The following is a 19,093-nucleotide window of genomic DNA, read 5'->3' as shown; positions in this document are numbered from 1 at the left end:
TTGTTAGGAAACTGTAAGCAGAGCTCTTAAGCGCTCTCACGCTCGTCGGCGGCGAGCTGGCCACAGGCCGCAGCAATTTCATCGCCCTTGGTATCGCGCACGGTGCACGGCACGCCCTGCGCGATGACGCGGCGAACGAACTCGTCCTGGCGCGCCTTCGGGGCAGCATCCCACTCCGAGCCCGGCGTGGGGTTCAGCGGGATCACATTGACGTGAACCTTGGAGCCCAGAGCCGCATGCAGCTTCCGGCCCAACATGTCAGCGCGGAAATCCTGATCATTCTTATCGCGGATCAGCGCGTACTCGATGGAGACGCGGCGGCCAGACTTGTCGGCGTAGTACTTAGCGGCATCGAGGACCTCCTCAACCGGCCAGCGGTTGTTGACCGGCACGAGGGTATCGCGCAGCTCATCGTCCGGGGTGTGCAAGGAGACGGCGAGGGTGCAGGACAAGTCCTCATCCGCGAGCTTGCGGATGGCCGGAGCCAAGCCGACCGTCGACACCGTGACATTGCGCTGGGAAAGGCCGAAACCGGTGAGGTCAGCGCCGGTAATCTGGCGCACCGCGTGAACCACGCGCTTGTAGTTAGCCAACGGCTCACCCATGCCCATGAAAACAACGTTGCTTAGGCGCCCGCCCTCCTCTTCCATGAGGCGGGCAGCGTGCCTAAACTGCTCCACGATTTCCGCGGTGGACAGGTTGCGGTCCAACCCGCCCTGGCCGGTGGCGCAGAACGGGCAGGCCATGCCGCAGCCAGCCTGGGAGGAGATACACAATGTTGCGCGCCCTGGGTAGCGCATGAGCACGGATTCCAGCAAAGTGCCGTCGTGCAAACGCCACAGGGACTTGGTGGTTTCCCCATCATCGGTAGAGGTCTGACGAATGGGCTCCATGAGCGTGGGGAACAAACGCTCCTGCACCGCCTCGCGGGAGGCGGCCGGGATATCCGTCATCTCAGAGACATCGGCGGTGTGGTGGACGTAGTAGTGCTTGGCCAGCTGCTTTGCCCGGAACTTGGGCAGGCCAAGTTCCGCGAGCGCCTCAATGCGCTCGGCCTCGGTCAGGTCCGCGAAGTGCTTCGGGGGTAGCCCGCGCCGCGGAGCGGAGAAATTCAGTTTCAGTGGTTCAGCCATGATAGAGCCCATTTTCCACGTTTTCGGCCACATTATCCAATCTAAGTTCTGCTGGAGTGGCGAAAGTGACATCTCAACCTATTTAATGGATGCATGACGAATCCAGAAAACTCCCCTGAGGAATTCCGCACCAGCACTCCGGCCGAGGAGCCGCTGAATGATTACACCGCGGAAGCCCCCGCGACCGAAGGGCCAGTAGAGCCGGTTCCGACAACTTCGGACTATGCGGAGAAAAATGATGGCAAGGTGAAGGGCTCCTTCGCAGCCAGCACGTGGATCGCCCTGATCGTGGGCTTCCTACTGCTCATCGTCCTCATCATTTTCATCCTGCAGAACCAGCACCAGGTACCGCTCAACTTCCTTAACTGGACCGTCCAGTTCCCTGCCGGCGTCACCTACCTCATCTGCGCCATCTCCGGTGCGCTCATCATGGCCCTAGTAGGCGGCTGGCGCATGTTCGAGCTACGCCGCCAGGTGCGCAAGCAAGCTCGCCGCTAAGCCTTAAGGTGCGAGGGTGGTAAGGAAGCTCATTGCCACCCACGTCACCATCGCGGACGGCAGCATGCCGTCCAAGCGGTCCATGATGCCGCCGTGTCCCGGCAACAAGGCAGACATGTCCTTGATGCCTAGCTCGCGCTTGAACTGGGATTCCACCAAGTCACCGAGGGTGGCGCAAAAGACAAGACCCAATCCCATCAGTGCGCCCACCCACGGCTTGTGGTGAAGCAGGAATGCGAAAGAAAGCGCGCCGGTAAGGGTTCCGAAAACAACCGAACCGGCAAAACCTTCCCACGATTTTTTGGGGCTGACCGCCGGGGCCATGGGGTGCGAGCCAAACATCACGCCGGCGATAAAGCCACCGGTGTCTGAGGCGACGACACAGAGCATAAACACGACAATCGACGCCGCCCCCGAAGCAAAGGGCGTCTCCACCCGCGAAAGCATCGCGGCAAACGTGCCAAAGAGGGGTATCCAGGTCAGCACGAAGATGCCCATCGACATATCACGGAGATAGTTAATTGGCGGACGGTGCCTGCCGTTGTGGAAGAGGCGCCCGAACATGAGCGCCAGAACCGCAACCACATACACCGCAACGAGGCCCGGGGCGTTGAGGAACCACGAGACCCACACCATGGCTTGGCCAAGAACGATCAGCAGGGTGCGCGGGACATAGTAGGAGTGCTCCCGCAACCGGGTGAGAACCTCCCACATGCCCAAGCCCACTGCGGTGGCGACGACGAGATACCACACCAAAGGCCCGGCCCACACCGCAAAAACGACGAGCGCGCCCAAGCCGACGCCGACGGCAATCGCCGCGGGCATGTCTCGGCCCGCGGAATTCTTGGGTTTCGGCATCCGGCTCGGGTGCTCAGTGCTCACGCATGCTCCTCAGGTAGTCGTGGGTGCTTAAGCTCTACACAGAAAAGACCGCCGTGCTGGTCGGTGCCTGGCGCGGCGGCAAGTCAAAGCTCGTGTGTGGAGGCTACACCTCCATGAGCTCCTCTTCCTTATTGGCGACGAGCTTGTCCACCTGCTCGATGTAGCCGGAAGTAATCTTTTCCATTTCCTTCTCTGCAGCGATGACCTCGTCCTCGCCAGCATCGCCGTCCTTCTGCAGCTTCTTCAGCTGCTCCATGGCACGGCGGCGAATGTTACGGATAGCAATCTTGCCGTCCTCACCCTTGCTCTTAGCCAGCTTGACCATCTCACGGCGGCGTTCCTCAGTCAGCTGCGGAATAGTAACGCGCAGCACCTGACCATCATTGGTCGGGTTCACACCGAGATCCGAGTTGCGGATTGCGTTCTCAATCTCATTCATCACGGACTGCTCATAAGGCTTGATGAGCAGCATGCGCGGCTCAGGAACCGAGATGGTTGCCATCTGGGTAATCGGGGTCGGCACACCGTAGTACTCAGCGACCAAGCCGTTAAACATGGCTGGGTTGGCGCGGCCGGTGCGGATGGTGATCAGCTGCTCGCGGGCGTGCTCCACCGAGGCGGTCATGTGCTCTTCAGCTTCGAGCTGAATCTCGTCGATCATGAGGGTTACAACTCCCTTGAAATAGTCAAAAGTACTGGGAAAGAATGTAGCAGGTCGCGGCCCGTTTGTACTAAGACTGGACCAGCGTGCCGATCTTCTCGCCGTTCACGGCGCGCTTGATATTGCCCTCGGTAAGGAGGTTGAAGACCAGAATCGGCATATTATTATCCATGCACAGGCTGAACGCCGTAGCATCAGCCACCTTGAGGTTCTTCTCGATGACCTCGCGCGGGGTGATCTCGGAGTAGAGCTCCGCGTCCGGATTCGTGCGCGGGTCGGCGGAATAGACGCCGTCGACAGCCTTGGCCAGGAAGAGGACTTCTGCACCAATCTCCAGCGCGCGCTGCGCTGCGGTGGTGTCGGTGGAGAAGTACGGCATGCCCATGCCGGCGCCAAAGATAACCACGCGCCCCTTTTCTAGGTGGCGGTCGGCGCGCAGCGGCAGATACGGCTCCGCAATCTGTGCCATGTTGATGGACGTCTGCACACGGCAGTCGATGCCCTGCTGCTTGAGGAAGTCCTGCAGCGCCAGGGAGTTCATGACTGTACCCAGCATGCCCATGTAGTCGGAGCGAGCGCGGTCCATACCGCGCTGGGACAGCTCCGCTCCGCGGAAGAAGTTACCGCCACCGATAACGACGGCAATCTCAGTTCCTTGTTCGGCCACCTCGGCGATTTGGCGGGCGACGTTTTCTACAACATCAGGATCGATGCCGACCTTGCCACCGCCGAACATCTCACCGCCCAGCTTCAGCATGACTCGCTTGTATCCGGTTCGCTTCGGTTCAGGGTTAGTCACGGTCTTCATCGTCTCCTTCACGCATGGCGACGCTTCAGTTAAGCGCACGAATAATTCCGTTCCATCTTAACCATAGGAAGCCGCTCTTATATATTCAGCTGCGCACAACCCCCACCCTAAGGGGCGGCAGAAAACAGCAAACTCCCTCCCCCGCTTCTTCCCCACCGGCCAGGCGGCCACAGGGATGAAGAGGAGGAGGGAGAAACCGCAGCTACGGAGCAATACTCCCTAGCTACGAAAGCTCTAGTAAAGCTTAAGCGCCAACCTCGTAGCGGATGAAACCGGTGATGGTGGTGCCGGCCTCGTCTGCGACCTGCTTGACGGTCTTCTTGGAGTCAGACAGAGCTGCCTGCTCAAGCAGAACCACAGACTTGTAGAAGCCATTGAGACGGCCTTCCACGATCTTCGGCAGGGCTGCCTCCGGCTTGCCCTCCTCGCGGGTGGTGGCCTCAGCGATCTCGCGCTCCTTCTCAACGACCTCAGCCGGAACGTCCTCGCGGGTGAGGTACTCGGCGTTCATGGCCGCAATCTGCAGTGCCACTGCGTGAGCGCCTTCTGCGTTGCCCTCGTAGGAGACCAGGACACCCACTGCCGGCGGCAGGTCAGCGGAACGCTGGTGCAGGTAGACAGCAACGTTGTCGCCCTCGATGGTGACTGCGCGGCGGGCCTGCAGCTTCTCGCCGGTCTTTGCGGACTCTTCGTCAACGATCTCAGAGACCTTCTTGCCGTCGATCTCCAGGTTGTTGAGCTCCTCACCGGAGTTGACCTTGGCCTCACCGGCAGCCTCAGCGATCTTGGCGGCAAAAGCCTTGAAAGCCTCGTTCTTAGCCACGAAGTCGGTCTCACAGTTGATCTCGACCATCGTGTTGCCGGAAACGGCGATCAGGCCCTCGGTGGCCTCACGCTCGGCGCGCTTGGACACGTTCTTTGCGCCCTTGATGCGCAGGTATTCAACGGCCTTGTCGTAGTCACCCTGGGACTCTTCGAGAGCCTTCTTGCAATCGAGCATGCCGGAGCCGGTGGCCTCACGCAATGCCTTTACGTCTGCAGCAGTGTAGTTCGCCATAGTTGGAGCGATCCTCCTTGGAATTGAACGGTATTCGTTGAAACAGCGTAGCGGAATCACTACCACCACGTCGCGTTGAGGGGGTGCTAGTTTTTCGCCAGCTCCCCCAGCGAAGAATCTGAAGACCTTCAGCGTGGTGTTTTCAACCCTTTAATGTGCCACGCGTCTTAGCACGCTAAGAAAACACGTGAGAAAAAGCCCCCATCGCCGCGGACACTGTGGGCCGTGCGGTACGGGGGCTTAAGGTGTGCAGATTACTCTGCGGACTTCTCAGCGTCCTCAGACTTCTCTGCGGAAGCCGGGTCAGACGCAGCGGCGGCCTCAGCGGCGTCGCGGGCGTCCTTCTCAGCGCTGTCGCCGGCGGCCTCCTTGGCCTGAGCCAGCTGGCGCTCCTCGCGAGCCTTCTTGCCCTCTTCCACAGCGGTGGCGATGATACCGGAGAGCAGCTTGGTAGCGCGGATGGCGTCGTCGTTACCCGGAATCGGGAAGTCAACCTCATCCGGATCACAGTTGGTGTCCAGGATGGCGACGACCGGGATGTTCAGCTTCTGAGCTTCCTTGACCGCGATGTGCTCCTTGTTGGTGTCAACGATCCACAGTGCGGACGGAGCCTTGGTCATGTCGGAGATACCGCCCAGGACGCGCTCCAGCTTGGTGCGCTCACGGGTCAGCATCAGAACTTCCTTCTTGGTGCGGCCCTTGTAGCCGTCCTCAGCCGCATCCATAGCCTGCAGCTCCTTCATGCGCTTCAGGCGCTTGGAGACAGTCTGGAAGTTGGTGAGCATACCGCCGAGCCAGCGGTGGTTAACGTAGGGCATTCCCACGCGGGTTGCCTCTTCAGCAACGGCTTCCTGAGCCTGCTTCTTGGTACCAACGAAGAGGATGGTGCCGCCGTGTGCGACGGTTTCCTTAACGAACTCGAAGGCCTCATCGATGTAGGTCAGCGTCTGCTGCAGGTCGATGATGTAGATGCCGTTACGGTCGGTGAAGATGAAGCGCTTCATCTTCGGGTTCCAGCGACGGGTCTGGTGACCGAAGTGGACGCCAGCGTCGAGGAGCTCGCGCATGGTTACGACTGCCATGTTTCGCTCGCTTTCTATATGTTGTTTCGGTTTTGCAAAAATTGTGCGGTGTTTTATTCCGCACCCTAGCAACGAAGGCCCTGGTCAACACCCCACTATTGCGGGGACCACGTCAACCACAGACTGCCTCTTCCTTAACCCAGGAAGCGGCTGCTTCGCCGCGCGTAGTCAATCCATGCACCAGCCTTTAGGCCTGAGCACAGACTGCTGTGGGCTAGCTTAGTACTGCACACACGGTGATTCCAAACGACGGGCCTGATTTATCTCAGCAGGATTGTTGATGACTCTACGGTCTTCTCCTCTGCCGCAACAGTGGCCTCTTCTTTAACAGGTTATCCACAACAGCGGCTGCACCCCTTCTCTGAAGAGGCGTCAGCGCGCAGGCTTGGAGGCATGCGTCACCGTCTTCTTTATGTATCCGTCTTGCTGTGTGCTTGGGCCGCGCTTGTCGACGTCCCCCTAGCCGCCGCCTACGTCGACCCCACCACCGGGGAACCTGTCGTTTCGCGTGTTTTGCGCGGCTTCGAGCCTCCCGAAAAGCGCTGGATGGCGGGCCACCGCGGTGTCGATCTGGACCTGCCTGTCGGCGGGGTGGTCCTCGCGGCCGGCGATGGCGTCGTGTATTTCGCCGGCTCGATCGCGGGCAAACCCGCCCTATCGATTGCCCATGGAAACGGCCTGCGCACGACCTATCAACCAGTGTTTGCGCGGGTCAAGAAAGGTGACCGGGTACAGGAAGGAGACGTGATTGGCACCCTCGCCCCGTCCGTGGACGGCTATCCGGGACTGCATTGGGGCGCGATTGAAGGACGCGAGGACTACATCAATCCGCTGGACTTGCTTGGGGAACCTGTCATTCGCCTCAAGCCCGTGGGTGGGCGCGGGCGTAGACGTCCTTAAGCCGCTGGGCGGAGACGTGCGTGTAGACCTGCGTGGTCTGTAATGAAGAGTGCCCGAGCAGCTCCTGGACAATACGCAAATCCGCTCCGCCCTCGAGCAGATGCGTTGCCGCCGAGTGACGCAATCCGTGCGGGGTCAAACCCGGCGTTCCCGTCACTTGCGCGGCGCGCTCGACAACACGGCGGACTTGGCGGGGGTCGATACGCCCGCCGCGGGTCCCCACGAACGCCGCGTCCGTATCACCCGCAAGCTGGGGACGGCCCGTTTCCAACCAGGCACAAAGCGCATCGTGAGCTGCATCCCCGAACGGGACGACGCGCTGTTTATTGCCCTTACCTGTGACGCGGGCAGTACGCCGGGACACATCGATATCCCCGATGTTAAGACCGACGAGCTCAGCCACGCGCGCGCCAGTGGCGTAGAGGAATTCGAGCATGGCGCTATCGCGTAGGAAATGGATTTCATCGGCGGAGACGGCATTGCCCATCAGCTCCCCCGCCGCTGAAGGCGACATCACCGTCGGCAAGTGTTTGCCTACCTTGGGCGTGGCCAGACGCTGCGCCACATCAGTTTTTAAATAGCCTTCACGCGCAGCCCATGTGGAAAAAGCGCGCACCGCGGCGGTGCGGCGCGCCAGTGTGGAGCGGGACTTGCCCTCGGAAACGGCGTGGGCCAACCATTCGCGCAGGGAATTCAGTGTGAACGCTGAGAAGTCCGGAACCTCCGTCGCCAGCAAGCGCAGGTCGGAGCAATAGCCGCGAACGGTCGCATCGGAACGGCCGCGGACGATGCGCTGGAAGTCCGCGAAGTCTTCGATCGCCTCGTCCAGCTGTCCGCCCACGTGCCGCTCACCGTTACCACTTGCACCACTCATGTCTCATGAGTGTACTCAGGTGCGCTGCCACATCGCCCCCGAGCGAGTAATCACCCCCATCTTCTGCATCGCCACGAGAAGGTGAATGGTCAACGCCACCCGCATTCCCGCGGCCGCCGCGATGTCCTCAGCGCTCGCGCCTTCCTCCGCGCTTTCCGGTGGAGTGGAGTCATACACCCGAAGCTCATTACGGGACAGGCGCTGCACAGCAGTCGGCTGAAACTCGAGCTCATACTGCCCCACCACATCTACCTCCCCTGCTTTGCCGACCAACCCCCGAACTTCATCCGCAGACGCCACCAATTGGGCCCGCCCATCCTGAATTCGTTGATGACACCCCAAGGAACCAGACGTCGTGATTGGCCCCGGTACGGCCATGGCAACCCTGCCCAGTGCTTCCGCCCAATTCAGCGTGTTAAGAGCACCAGAGCGGAACCCCGCTTCGACCACCACAGTGCCACTTGTCATCGCCGCCACGAGGCGGTTGCGGGACAAGAAGCGGAATCGCTGCGGCCGCGTGCCCGGCGCGAACTCAGACACGATGCATCCTTTCTCGGCGATTCTGTCAAAGAGTTTCGCATTTCGCGCTGGGTAAGAAATATCGATGCCGCAGGCCGCCACGGCGACGGTCAGTCCGCCCGCATCGAGGGCCGCTTCATGGATCGCCGTATCAACGCCTACCGCTCCGCCGGACACCGCTGTCCATTGATGAGCCGCAAGGCCACCCGCTAAGAGTGACGCAGCCTCCCAGCCATACCTGCTCACCGCGCGCGTGCCCACGAGGGCCACAGATTGAGATACCACTTCGCGCAGGTTTCCACCGCGTACCCACAGACTGTGCGGTGGAACTGCTTGGTCATCAAACGTTGCCGGGGCATCAACCACCCCTTGGTGATAGAAACCGAAGGCACGGGAGAACTCTTCCCCGGGCCACTCAGCGTCCGCGGGCGTAATAAGCCGAGCGCCTTGCGCTTCTGCTACAGCCAGGTCTTCATCTTGCCGCAGCCACTCACGCCGCGAAGCCGTGGCTTGCCTCAGGGGCCCAATCCAATCCTCTCCTTTGTAGATTCCCCGAGCAATCTCCTCAGCCGAGTATTGGGTCAACAGCCCGTGAAGAGTTGGTGAAGGACCCTCCACCACGCGATTGAGATAGGCCCAGGTATGCCGGCTACTCGATAGATTGAGCTCACTCATGCCGCCAGCCTTTCGATCGTCCCAGCCCCGCGGAGATCCAGCGCCCGGCTGACGTGCTCGAGCTCAGGGCGAGATGAGCCGTCGAGGTCTGCCAGCGTCCAGGCTAGGCGCAGAACACGGTCGACCCCGCGCTGGCTCAGCTCCCCTTCCGCCAGGTAGGCGGCGAGCATGATCATCGCAGACTCCGCTGCTGGGCGGTGGCGCCGCAAATATGAAGCCGGAACTGCTCCATTGACCACGCTTCCCAACCCGTCGCCCTCCCAGCGCGCCTTCATGCGTTCCCGGGCTGCGGCCACGCGCTGAGCGATGACCTCAGAGGTCTCTTCACCTTCCGCTTGGAGCACCGCTGATTGCCCCGACAGGGACACGATGATGTCGAGGCGGTCCCGCAGCGGCCCCGACAGATTGGATAAGTAATTCATCCTGTCTGATACGCGGCACTCGCAACGCGCCGGTTCTTCGGCTCCACACCGGCAGGGATTTGCAGCCAGCACTAGTTGGAATTGGGCGGGGAAGATAACCTCCCGGCTCGCCCGCGTCAGGCGCACCTGTCCTTCTTCCAAGGGGGCGCGCAAACTATCGAGAACCTGCGCGGGCACCTCACTGACCTCGTCGAGGAAGAGCACGCCATGGTGCGCCAAGCTCACTGCTCCTGGCCGTGGGCGCCCTGAGCCGCCACCGATCAGCGCGGCCCTCGTTACCGAAGCGTGCGGCGCAATGAACGGAGCCCGTGAGATGGCGGTGCCGACGGCTCCCGCCACCGAGTGGATGGCCGTGGCTTCCACTGCTTGCTCTGTGCTCAGGCGCGGCAGAATCCCCGGCAAACGCGAGGCAATCATCGACTTACCGGAGCCGGGTGGACCCACCATCATCACGTGGTGGCCGCCGGCAGCGGCAACTTCCGCCGCCCACTTGGCTTCCTTCTGGCCTGCCACCTCGCTGAAATCGGCGACTTGCTCACACGCAGGCGCTGCCGCATGCGCAATGAGGTGCGCGTCCGGCAGGCAATCACTCCCGCACGCCCACGCAAAAGCATCCCACAGCGTTTCAGCCACGAGTACCGTGATGCCGGACACCAATGCTGCTTCCGCAGCGTTTCCCACCGGAATGATCAGGGTGTCATAGCCCTGTGAACGCGCAGCCAGAATGGCCGGGATGATGCCGGAGACCGGGCGTACCTGCCCGTCCAACCCCAGCTCACCAAGAACCAGCGCCCCGCTAAGGCGACTCTTCTCCGCCTGGCCTGCTCCTAGAATTGCCAAGGCCATCGGGAGATCAAAGTGCGCCCCTGCTTTAGGCAGCGAGGCCGGTGACATGGACACCACCACCTTCGTCTTGGGCCACGGCAAGTGCGAATTGCTTACCGCAGTACGGATGCGATCCCGCGACTCTGAGATTGCGGCATCCCCCAGCCCCACCACGTGAACCCCCGGCAGCCCGGGGCCAACGTTGGCCTCCACCGTGACCACCCGGGCCAGGACCCCATCCAGCGCTATCGTGTCGCACCTACCGAGAGCCATGATCGACTCCCTGGAAGTAGTCCACCTCAAACGCCTCCCCCGACTTCGCCCCGGTGGCTACCAGCCCGAGGACGTCGAAACGGACCTTGCTCAACGCCTGCCCATCACTCCGCACGGCACTCAGCCATTGCGCTGCCGCCTTGCGCAGGCGCGCTAACTTGCGTGGGGTTACCGCTTCCGCGACGCCGAAGTTGCGGTTTGCCCGCGTCTTGACTTCGCAAAAGACAATGGTCCCATCGGGTTCACGCACGACGAGATCAAGCTCGCCCACGCGGTAGTGGACGTTCGCAGCGATGACCTGCGCCCCGCGCGCACGATAAAAGTCAGCGGCAAATTTCTCCCCCGCTTTTCCCAGTGCATCCGCCGGGCGGATGCACTGGCCCACGGTCGGTGAATGCAAAGTGGTTGCTAGATTTCTTGTCACTATGGTGCTCCTTGGAATTGAACGTGTACACAACACGCCGCAAGCACGACACAAGACAATTCCCGTGCCGAACACCCCCTTACGGCACTTCCAGAACACCCCATTAACTGCGTTGTGGCGAGGACTTAATGCCTCGCCACCGCAAATCTGTGGATAACTAGTCCGGGGTCACCAACATGGCGTTCCCCACCCACTTATATCTAGATCACTTACCTAGAGCTCTATTCCGGTAGGACAAAATCCGGCTTATCCAACTCCTCAATATTGACGTCCTTGTAGGTGATTACACGGACGTAGCGCACAAAACGCGCCGAGCGGTACATATCCCAGACCCAAGCATCAGACATGCGGACCTCGTAGTAGACGTCCGGACCCGACGTATGCGGAATAAGCTCCACAGCGTTGGCCAGATAAAACCTACGTTCAGTCTCCACCACATAGGAGAATTGGCTGACCACATCGCGGTATTCGCGGTACAGCGACAGCTCGACTTCAGCCTCGTAGTTATCGAGTTCCTCAGCGCTCACGGTGTGCTTCTCCTTCGCTCACAATTACCCGGATTCACGGTGTCACAGAATCAGCACCAGCTTAGTTCCCGCGTCCTGAATAAGGCTTCAGGCGCGCGCGAGGAATCGCGCATGTGCGTCAGCTACATTGCGATAGCTCATGCGGTGCTCAGGAGTCGCCCCCAGCCGGGCGATAGCTTCCTGATGCACTGCCGTGCCATAGCCCTTATGGCTTTCCAGGGCATATCCCGGGTACTGCTTGGCCAGCTCCATCATCAGGTGATCACGGGACACCTTGGCCAGGACACTTGCCGCCGCAATGCATCGCGCGGCGGCATCACCACCGATGATCGGCAGCTGCGGGGCGGGCAGACCGGGGACGAAGAGGGCGTCGCTCAGCACGTAGCCCGGACGGACCCCCAGTCGTGCCACCGCCCGGCGCATCCCCGACACATTCGCGTGTTGGATGCCAAAGGTATCGATGTCCTTCGCCCCCACGTGCACCACCGACCACGCTAACGCGCGGCGTTTAATCAGCGGCTCCAGCTTTTCCCGAGCCGCCGGCGTGAGCTTCTTCGAATCATCAAGCCGTTCCAAGCCGGGCAGGATGCGCTCCGGCAAGATGCACGCGGCAATGGTCACTGGCCCGCAGCATGCCCCGCGCCCAGCTTCATCCACCCCTGCAACTGGACCGAGCCCTGCATTGGAGAGCGCGACCTCATAGGTTCTCTTCTGTTTCAATCGGCGCATAGCGGTTATAACGGCATGTCGTCGATAGTCTGCGCACGGCTGACCGGAACCACCACGGCAGCGACCTTGCCGCGCACGTTCTCAACAGGAACTGTGCCTTGCAGGTTGTCCCCGAGGTGCGCGCGCGAATCCAAGGAGTTCGTGCGGTTATCCCCCATCACCCACAGATGGCCTTCCGGGACGGTAACCGGGCCGAAGTAGGCGCCGCCACAGGCTTGCGATCCCACTCGTTCATCAATCGGAATCTCCGGCGGATCCAGAACGAAGTCCTGGTTAGTGGGCTTGCCATCCACCATGACGGCCGGATCCCCTTCCTGACACGACACGGTCTGGCCACCTGTAGCGATGACGCGTTTGACCAGGATGTTGTCGCCATTAGGCACCAACCCCACAACGGCGCCAATGTTTTGCAGTCCGCGCACCACTACATTGCGGGACCGCTTGACCTCAAAAGACGTGTTCCACGAATCCGGACCGGCAAAGACTACAACCTCTCCGGGGCGCGGATCACTGAAGTAATAGCTCACCTTCTGCACGGCAATGCGGTCATTCGTGCACCCCGGGCAGCCATGCAGGGTGGGTTCCATGGAGGAAGACGGGATGAGATACATCCGCCCCACTAAAGCCTGAATTAGCGCCAGCACCACGAAGGTGAGTGCTAGCGCCGTGAGGACATCGCGGCCCCTAGGACTGGATGTCCGGGTCATCGACTCCACCAATGCGGTTGAAGGGGAAGAAGATGAACATGACCTTGCCGCGGACGTTCTCCAGCGGGATCGTTCCTTGGTACTGATCCTGCATGTGATAGCGCGAATCCGCGGAAGCCGTGCGGTTATCTCCCATCACCCAGATATTGCCCTCTGGCACGGTCACGGGGCCAAAATACGCGCCGCCACAGGCGTAAGAACCGGTGGTCTCATCAACGCGATACGTCGGCGGGTCCTGCACATAGTCCTGTTCGATGGGCTTGCCATCCACCATGACCGCAGGATCTCCCTCCTGGCAGGACACAGTCTGGCCTCCGGTAGCAACAACACGCTTGACCAGGGTGTTCTCATCAGGTGGGGTGAGCGAAACGTAGCTCAGCGCGTCCTGAATTCGGTGGATGACCGGGTTGTCGGAACGCGGCGATACCCAATTCCTGTCCCAGTCCGGCGTTCCTTTGAACACCACGACATCACCGGGCTCTGGGTTCTTGTCGCCGTAATAGGAGACCTTTTCGGTAAAAATGCGGTCATTATTGCAGCCTTCGCAGCCATGCAAGGTCGGCTCCATCGACCCTGATGGAATGACGTACTGCCGGCCCACAAAGTTTTGGAAAACACCAACGACCGCAAGCACGGAAACCACCACCAGTGCGGTCTCCAGCAACCAAGGCATCTGCTTCTTTTCCTCAGCTGGGGGTGCTGCGCTTTCCGACGCCTCTTTCCCCACGCCCTGGGAACCTTCAGTAATGTCGTTTTCTTTTTCCACGGGCTAAATCCTAGCAATGCGCGCCGACATCCCGGTATGCGGCTCGGCCGGAGGCTGCTGAAAGCACAAAGCCCTCCGCCTTACCCACAAGAATCGGTGTGGAAGCGAAGGGCTGAGGGCTACAGAGCAGCTAGAACTAGCGGCGCTCCTTGATGCGGGCCTTCTTGCCGCGCAGGTCGCGCAGGTAGTACAGCTTGGCGCGGCGAACGCGGCCGCGGCGGACTACCTCGATGGAGGCAATGTTCGGGGAGTGAACCGGGAAGGTACGCTCAACGCCGATGCCGAAGGAAACCTTACGCACGGTGAAGGTCTCGCGGATGCCAGCGCCCTGACGGCGGATGCAGACACCCTTGAAGAGCTGGGTACGCTCGGTGGAGCCCTCGATCACCTTGACGTTGACGTCAAGGGTATCGCCTGGGCGGAAGGACGGGATATCGTCGCGCAGCGAAGCTGCATCAACCTTGTCAATGAGGTTTGCCATTGGTGTTTTCCTTTTCAGTTTAAGACAGAGGACCCTGGCGCCACCTCGCGGCGGCTGACCGGTTCGTGCCTATTACACAGAACATCGCTATCTTTCCACACCCCACCCCCGCAGAACAAATTGTGCCAAACGCCTGACATCTCCTCGTTGCGGGCTCTAAGGTGGGTGGCGCACTGATACCCCACGGGTGCCCACGGGAAGTGGGCTGAGAGTGGCGCTGATACCGCGCCTGCACCGTTTGAACCTGTCTGGTTAACACCAGCGAAGGAAGAGAGGAGCAGCCATGACGGCTACCCATACCCCCATTCAGAATTCTGACTCCGGCGAGATCCACCCCAAGCACTCCTACTCCCCCATCCGGGAGCACGGCCTCGAGGTACCCGAGACCGAGATTCAGTTGGATGATTCCCCCACCGGCCCGAATGAGCCTTTCCGCGTCTACCGCACCCGGGGCCCAGAGTGTGAGCCAGAGGTAGGCCTGCCGGCGCTGCGCGCGGAGTGGATTGCGGAGCGCGAGGACGTCGACAAGTATGAGGGCCGCGCCCGCAACCTCGCCGATGATGGCCGCTCCGCCGAGCGCCGCGGTGCCGCTTCCCAGGAGTGGAAGGGGGAGCGTCGCCAGCCGCTGCGTGCGAAGGAGGGCAAGCGCGTTACCCAGATGCATTACGCGCGCCAGGGCATCATCACCAAGGAGATGGAGTTCGTAGCCCTGCGCGAGCACTGCGACCCGGAGTTTGTGCGCTCCGAAATCGCGCGCGGCCGCGCCATCCTGCCCAATAACGTGAATCACCCGGAGTCGGAGCCGATGATCATCGGGCGGAAGTTTCTCACCAAGATCAACGCCAACATCGGCAACTCCGCGGTGACATCCTCCATTGCGGAAGAGGTGTCGAAGCTGCGCTGGGCCACGCGCTGGGGCGCGGATACCGTCATGGACCTCTCCACCGGCGATGACATCCACACCACGCGCGAGTGGATCCTGCGCAACTCGCCGGTGCCCATCGGCACCGTGCCCATCTACCAGGCGCTGGAGAAGGTCAACGGCGTAGCTGAGGACCTGACGTGGGAGATTTTCCGAGACACCGTCATCGAGCAGTGCGAGCAGGGCGTGGACTACATGACCATCCACGCCGGCGTCCTGCTTCCGTATATCCCGCTGACCACGGACCGCGTCACCGGCATCGTCTCCCGCGGCGGCTCCATCATGGCGGGCTGGTGCCTGGCACACCACAAGGAGTCCTTCCTCTACGAGAACTTCGATGAGCTGTGTGAGATTTTCGCGCGCTACGACGTCGCCTTCTCCTTGGGCGATGGCCTGCGCCCCGGCTCGCTGGCGGATGCCAACGACACCGCCCAATTCGCTGAGCTCAAGACCATCGGTGAGCTCACCCGGCGCGCCTGGGAGTATGACGTTCAGGTCATGGTGGAGGGCCCGGGCCACGTCCCGCTCAACATGGTTCAGGAAAACAATGAGCTGGAGCAGGACTGGGCTTCGGACGCTCCCTTCTACACGCTAGGCCCACTGGTCACCGATATTGCCCCGGGCTATGACCACATCACCTCCGCCATTGGCGCGGCGCACATCGCCATGGGAGGAACGGCCATGTTGTGCTACGTCACCCCGAAGGAGCACTTGGGCCTGCCCAACCGCGATGATGTCAAGACCGGCGTGATTACCTATAAGCTCGCCGCCCATGCGGCCGATGTGGCCAAGGGCCACCCAGGGGCACGCGCCTGGGATGATGCGATGAGCAAGGCCCGCTTCGAGTTCCGCTGGCACGATCAGTTCGCGCTTTCCCTCGACCCGGACACCGCGCAGGCCTACCACGATGAGACCCTGCCCGCGGAGCCGGCGAAGACCGCACATTTCTGTTCCATGTGCGGGCCGAAGTTCTGTTCCATGCGCATCAGCCAGGACATCCGGGATACCTTCTCCGATTCGCTAGGGATGCCAAGCTTCCCGGGTAAGGGAGCCATCGATCCGGAGGTCGTGGCAGCTGCCCGCGCGGGCGAGAAGCAGATGTCGGAGGAGTTCAAGGCCCAGGGCTCACAGCTCTATCAGGAAGAAGAGACCGCACATGCCTGATCTTCGCTGCTACTTCGTCACGGGCGCGGGCTCGCATGAGGACGTCGTGCGCATCGCTGCCGCAGCGGCGCGCGGCGGCGCCGGGGTGGTACAGGTGCGCTCCAAGCCGATTTCCGCCCGCGGCCTCTTCCACTTGGGCCGTGACGTAGCCCGCACGGTGGCCGAGGCCAACCCAGAAACGCGCGTGCTTATCGACGACCGCGTCGACGTCGCCGCCGCCCTCCGCCACGCCGGCGAGCCGGTGCACGGCGTGCATATCGGCCAGGATGATCTGCCCGTGGCCGCTACCCGCGCGCTCCTCGGGCCGGACGCGATTATCGGGCTGACCACCGGCACGCGCGAGTTAGTCGAGGCCGCCAATGAGGTAGCAGACCTGATTGATTACATCGGCTGCGGCCCGTTCCGCGCCACGCCGACGAAGGACTCCGGCCGCACCCCGTTGGGACTTGATGCCTACCCGGATTTGGTGAAGCTCTCCTGCGTACCGCTCGTGGCCATCGGGGATGTCACCGCCGAGGATGCTGCCGATCTTGCGGCAACCGGCGTGGCCGGCCTAGCTGTCGTGCGCGGCATCATGCATGCCGATGACCCGGAAGCCTACTGCCGCAAGCTGCTGTCCGGCTTCGATGAAGGTGCGCGATGAGTACTAGCTCTGATTCCTCAGTCATCGTCGTCGGTGCGGGTGTCATCGGCCTGGCCACCGCGGTGGAACTGGCCGCGCGGGGCCACGAGGTCACGGTGCTAGATCCGGCGCCAGCCTCCGGGGCTACCCACTTCGCCGGAGGCATGCTCGCCCCCGCCGCCGAGGTGGTCTACCAGCAGGATCCGCTCTTCCCGCTCATGCGCGCTTCCGGCGCGTGGTACCCGGAGCTTATCGATCTGGTTGCCGCACACGCGGAGGTGCCCACCGGCTACCGCGCCGAGGGGACTCTCGTCGTCGCTGCCGATCGCGCGGATGCCCAGCACCTCACCGAGCTGGCCGAGTATCAATCCCTCCACGGCATGGAGGTAGAGCGCATCACCGTGCGCGAAGCCCGGCGCGCGGAACCACTGCTGTCCCCGCGTCTGGCCGGTGCCGTCAGTATCCCGGGTGACACGCAGGTCTTTCCCCGGCAATGGGCGGCTGCTCTGCTGAGCGCGGCCCAAGGACTCGGCGTGCGTTTCTTCCGTACAGCGGCACAGTCGATCGATGCGACTACAGGGGTTGTCACCACTGCCGTCGGTGAGTTCGACGCTGAACAGGTGGTGCTCGCAGCAGGCCTGGGGGCACGCGAGATCGAGTGGGCTGACTCTGCGGGGCTTGAACAGTCCCCGCTGCACCTGCGCCCGGTGTACGGCGATATCCTGCGCCTGCGGGTTCCGGATCACCTGCAGCCGCTGCTGACCCGCGTGGTGCGCGGCTTCGTGGAGGACCGCCCCATCTACCTCATCCCGCGCGGCGATGGCACCCTCGCCGTCGGCGCTACGACCCGCGAGGATTCCCTGTCCTCAGCGCAGGCCGGAGGCGTCTACGCGCTGCTTCGCGACGCCATCCGCGTCCTCCCCGCCGTCGAAGAATGCGAGTTCCTCGAGGCCAGCGCGGGGGCTCGCCCCGGCACCCCGGATGACCTTCCTTATCTTGGCCGCGTCAGCGAGCGGCTCGTCATCTCTACCGGCTATTTCCGCCATGGCATCCTGCTCACGGCACTGGCCGCGCGCTGTGCCCGCGAGCTCATCGAGGGCACCGAACCGAGCATTGATCTCACAGCCTGCAATCCCCTGCGACACCTCAAGGAGCAACAATGATCCTCATCCTCAACGGCCAGCCCTATGACACGGCGGCCAGCACCGTCGCCCAGCTGCTGGAGGAAAAGGACATCGCTCCTGACGGCACCGCGGTGGCCGTCGCCGAACAGGTCATCCCCCGCTCACAATGGGAAACCACCCCACTCACTGAAGGCGCAGCCGTGGAAATCCTCACCGCTGTCCAAGGAGGCTAAATGCTCACCATCGCTGATACCACCTTTTCCTCCCACCTCATCATGGGCACCGGTGGGGCCACGAGCCACGAGGCCCTCGAGCGCGCGCTCCTCGCCTCCGGGACCGAGCTGACCACCGTGGCCATGCGCCGCCATGCCGGCACCAGCGACGGTGAGAGCGTCTTCGATCTGCTGCGCCGCCTGGACATCGCTCCCCTGCCCAATACCGCCGGGTGTCGCACGGCCCGCGAGGCCGTGCTTACCGCCCGCATGGCCCGCGAAGCTCTGGGCACCACGTGGGTCAAGGTCGAGGTCATCGCCGACGAACACACGCTGCTGCCCGATGTCGTGGAAACCCTCGACGCCACCGAGCTGCTTGCCGCCGAGGGGTTTACCGTGCTGGCTTATACCAGCGACGATCCCGTGGCTGCCCAACGCCTCGAGGATGCTGGGGCCGCGGCCGTCATGCCGCTCGGCGCCCCCATCGGCACTGGTCTCGGGATTCTCAACCCGCACAACCTCGAGCTCATTTGTTCGCGTGCCTCGGTGCCCGTGCTTGTCGACGCCGGCATCGGCACCGCCTCCGACGCCGCCCTCGCCATGGAGCTCGGCTGCTCCGGCGTGCTGCTCGCCAGCGCGGTCAACCGCTGCCAGAACCCGGAAGCGATGGCCACCGCCATGCGCCATGCCGTCGAAGCCGGCAGACTTGCCCGAAGTGCAGGGCGCATCCCACAGCGCGAGCACGCCCAGGCTTCCTCCACCTTCGAAGGCCTGGCCAGCTGGGCGGACCAGGTCCTGTAGCCCAC

22 protein-coding genes and 1 riboswitch are annotated in these 19,093 nt (G+C 62.3%); of the genes, 7 read left to right on the top strand and 15 right to left on the bottom strand.

The window, feature by feature from the left end; genetic code table 11:
- Positions 1-26 precede the first annotated feature (26 nt).
- Positions 27-1,133, bottom strand: coding sequence for a dual-specificity RNA methyltransferase RlmN (gene rlmN, locus HMPREF2912_RS04055; protein ID WP_070533381.1), 1,107 nt, complete (start codon positions 1,131-1,133; stop codon positions 27-29).
- Between the two features lie 93 nt (positions 1,134-1,226).
- Between rlmN and HMPREF2912_RS04050 the strand changes: the two genes are divergently transcribed.
- Positions 1,227-1,631, top strand: coding sequence for a LapA family protein (locus tag HMPREF2912_RS04050; RefSeq protein ID WP_070683335.1), 405 nt, complete (start codon positions 1,227-1,229; stop codon positions 1,629-1,631).
- Between the two features lie 3 nt (positions 1,632-1,634).
- Here HMPREF2912_RS04050 and HMPREF2912_RS04045 read toward each other — a convergent pair whose 3' ends face one another.
- The 5 genes from HMPREF2912_RS04045 to rpsB form a co-directional block, all read right to left on the bottom strand.
- Complete coding sequence (locus HMPREF2912_RS04045) at positions 1,635-2,489, bottom strand: phosphatidate cytidylyltransferase (protein ID WP_180952038.1); 855 nt, start codon at positions 2,487-2,489, stop codon at positions 1,635-1,637.
- Between the two features lie 127 nt (positions 2,490-2,616).
- Complete coding sequence (gene frr / locus HMPREF2912_RS04040; protein ID WP_070533163.1) at positions 2,617-3,174, bottom strand: ribosome recycling factor; 558 nt, start codon at positions 3,172-3,174, stop codon at positions 2,617-2,619.
- 70 nt (positions 3,175-3,244) lie between these two features.
- Complete coding sequence (gene pyrH, locus HMPREF2912_RS04035; RefSeq protein WP_070533165.1) at positions 3,245-3,982, bottom strand: UMP kinase; 738 nt, start codon at positions 3,980-3,982, stop codon at positions 3,245-3,247.
- Positions 3,983-4,226: 244 nt separating this feature from the next.
- Positions 4,227-5,039 carry a translation elongation factor Ts gene (tsf, locus tag HMPREF2912_RS04030; RefSeq protein WP_070596900.1) on the bottom strand — a complete coding sequence of 271 codons (813 nt, stop codon included), beginning with the start codon at positions 5,037-5,039 and terminating at the stop codon, positions 4,227-4,229.
- A gap of 254 nt (positions 5,040-5,293) precedes the next feature.
- Complete coding sequence (rpsB, locus tag HMPREF2912_RS04025) at positions 5,294-6,121, bottom strand: 30S ribosomal protein S2 (RefSeq protein WP_070533169.1); 828 nt, start codon at positions 6,119-6,121, stop codon at positions 5,294-5,296.
- 393 nt (positions 6,122-6,514) lie between these two features.
- On the opposite strand from rpsB, the gene HMPREF2912_RS04020 reads away from it, so the two are divergent.
- Positions 6,515-7,021: a M23 family metallopeptidase gene (locus tag HMPREF2912_RS04020; protein WP_070533171.1), complete on the top strand. Its 507-nt coding sequence runs from the start codon at positions 6,515-6,517 to the stop codon at positions 7,019-7,021.
- On the opposite strand, the gene HMPREF2912_RS04015 is transcribed toward HMPREF2912_RS04020, so the two are convergent.
- The 9 genes from HMPREF2912_RS04015 to rplS all read right to left on the bottom strand — a co-directional run bounded on the left by HMPREF2912_RS04015 (position 6,984) and on the right by rplS (position 14,243).
- A complete protein-coding gene (locus HMPREF2912_RS04015; RefSeq protein WP_070683333.1) occupies positions 6,984-7,895 on the bottom strand; it encodes a tyrosine recombinase XerC in 912 nt (303 codons plus the stop codon). The two genes, HMPREF2912_RS04020 and HMPREF2912_RS04015, sit on opposite strands and share 38 nt — an antisense overlap.
- A 15-nt stretch (positions 7,896-7,910) precedes the next feature.
- Positions 7,911-9,089: a DNA-processing protein DprA gene (dprA, locus tag HMPREF2912_RS04010; protein WP_070683331.1), complete on the bottom strand. Its 1,179-nt coding sequence runs from the start codon at positions 9,087-9,089 to the stop codon at positions 7,911-7,913.
- Positions 9,086-10,609, bottom strand: a complete 1,524-nt coding sequence (locus HMPREF2912_RS04005; protein WP_070562816.1) for a YifB family Mg chelatase-like AAA ATPase — start codon at positions 10,607-10,609, stop codon at positions 9,086-9,088. Before HMPREF2912_RS04005 ends, dprA begins: the two co-directional genes overlap by 4 nt.
- Complete coding sequence (locus tag HMPREF2912_RS04000; RefSeq protein ID WP_070683329.1) at positions 10,596-11,033, bottom strand: YraN family protein; 438 nt, start codon at positions 11,031-11,033, stop codon at positions 10,596-10,598. Before HMPREF2912_RS04000 ends, HMPREF2912_RS04005 begins: the two co-directional genes overlap by 14 nt.
- Before the next feature lie 221 nt (positions 11,034-11,254).
- Positions 11,255-11,560 carry a DUF2469 domain-containing protein gene (locus HMPREF2912_RS03995; RefSeq protein WP_005528899.1) on the bottom strand — a complete coding sequence of 102 codons (306 nt, stop codon included), beginning with the start codon at positions 11,558-11,560 and terminating at the stop codon, positions 11,255-11,257.
- Between the two features lie 87 nt (positions 11,561-11,647).
- Positions 11,648-12,298 carry a ribonuclease HII gene (locus HMPREF2912_RS03990; RefSeq protein WP_185963203.1) on the bottom strand — a complete coding sequence of 217 codons (651 nt, stop codon included), beginning with the start codon at positions 12,296-12,298 and terminating at the stop codon, positions 11,648-11,650.
- Positions 12,295-12,996, bottom strand: coding sequence for a signal peptidase I (lepB, locus tag HMPREF2912_RS03985; protein ID WP_070596893.1), 702 nt, complete (start codon positions 12,994-12,996; stop codon positions 12,295-12,297). Before lepB (HMPREF2912_RS03985) ends, HMPREF2912_RS03990 begins: the two co-directional genes overlap by 4 nt.
- Complete coding sequence (lepB, locus tag HMPREF2912_RS03980) at positions 12,974-13,669, bottom strand: signal peptidase I (protein ID WP_227485687.1); 696 nt, start codon at positions 13,667-13,669, stop codon at positions 12,974-12,976. The genes lepB (HMPREF2912_RS03985) and lepB (HMPREF2912_RS03980) overlap by 23 nt, the downstream gene beginning before the upstream one ends.
- Positions 13,670-13,898: 229 nt before the next feature.
- Positions 13,899-14,243, bottom strand: a complete 345-nt coding sequence (rplS, locus tag HMPREF2912_RS03975; RefSeq protein WP_070533187.1) for a 50S ribosomal protein L19 — start codon at positions 14,241-14,243, stop codon at positions 13,899-13,901.
- A 173-nt stretch (positions 14,244-14,416) separates the two neighbouring features.
- A riboswitch (TPP riboswitch) is annotated at positions 14,417-14,531 on the top strand.
- Between rplS and thiC the strand changes: the two genes are divergently transcribed.
- The 5 genes from thiC (at position 14,527) to HMPREF2912_RS03950 (ending at position 19,088) form a co-directional block, all read left to right on the top strand.
- Positions 14,527-16,329, top strand: a complete 1,803-nt coding sequence (gene thiC / locus HMPREF2912_RS03970; protein ID WP_070683323.1) for a phosphomethylpyrimidine synthase ThiC — start codon at positions 14,527-14,529, stop codon at positions 16,327-16,329. Its footprint overlaps the riboswitch before it by 5 nt.
- Positions 16,322-16,972 (top strand): thiamine phosphate synthase, encoded by a 651-nt coding sequence (locus tag HMPREF2912_RS03965; RefSeq protein ID WP_070683321.1) that lies wholly within the window; start codon positions 16,322-16,324, stop codon positions 16,970-16,972. Before thiC ends, HMPREF2912_RS03965 begins: the two co-directional genes overlap by 8 nt.
- Entirely contained in the window at positions 16,969-18,114 is a 1,146-nt protein-coding gene (thiO, locus tag HMPREF2912_RS03960; protein ID WP_070683319.1) for a glycine oxidase ThiO, read from the top strand. Before HMPREF2912_RS03965 ends, thiO begins: the two co-directional genes overlap by 4 nt.
- Positions 18,111-18,308 carry a sulfur carrier protein ThiS gene (gene thiS / locus HMPREF2912_RS03955; protein WP_070565554.1) on the top strand — a complete coding sequence of 66 codons (198 nt, stop codon included), beginning with the start codon at positions 18,111-18,113 and terminating at the stop codon, positions 18,306-18,308. Before thiO ends, thiS begins: the two co-directional genes overlap by 4 nt.
- Positions 18,309-19,088, top strand: coding sequence for a thiazole synthase (locus tag HMPREF2912_RS03950; protein ID WP_070683317.1), 780 nt, complete (start codon positions 18,309-18,311; stop codon positions 19,086-19,088).
- The last annotated feature ends 5 nt before the right edge of the window (positions 19,089-19,093 follow it).

The organism is Corynebacterium sp. HMSC056E09 (assembly GCF_001813425.1).
Taxonomy (GTDB): Bacteria; Actinomycetota; Actinomycetes; order Mycobacteriales; family Mycobacteriaceae; genus Corynebacterium; species Corynebacterium hesseae.
The sequence above is the reverse complement of the archived record's forward strand: the minus strand, read 5'-3'. Positions and strand labels throughout refer to the sequence as shown.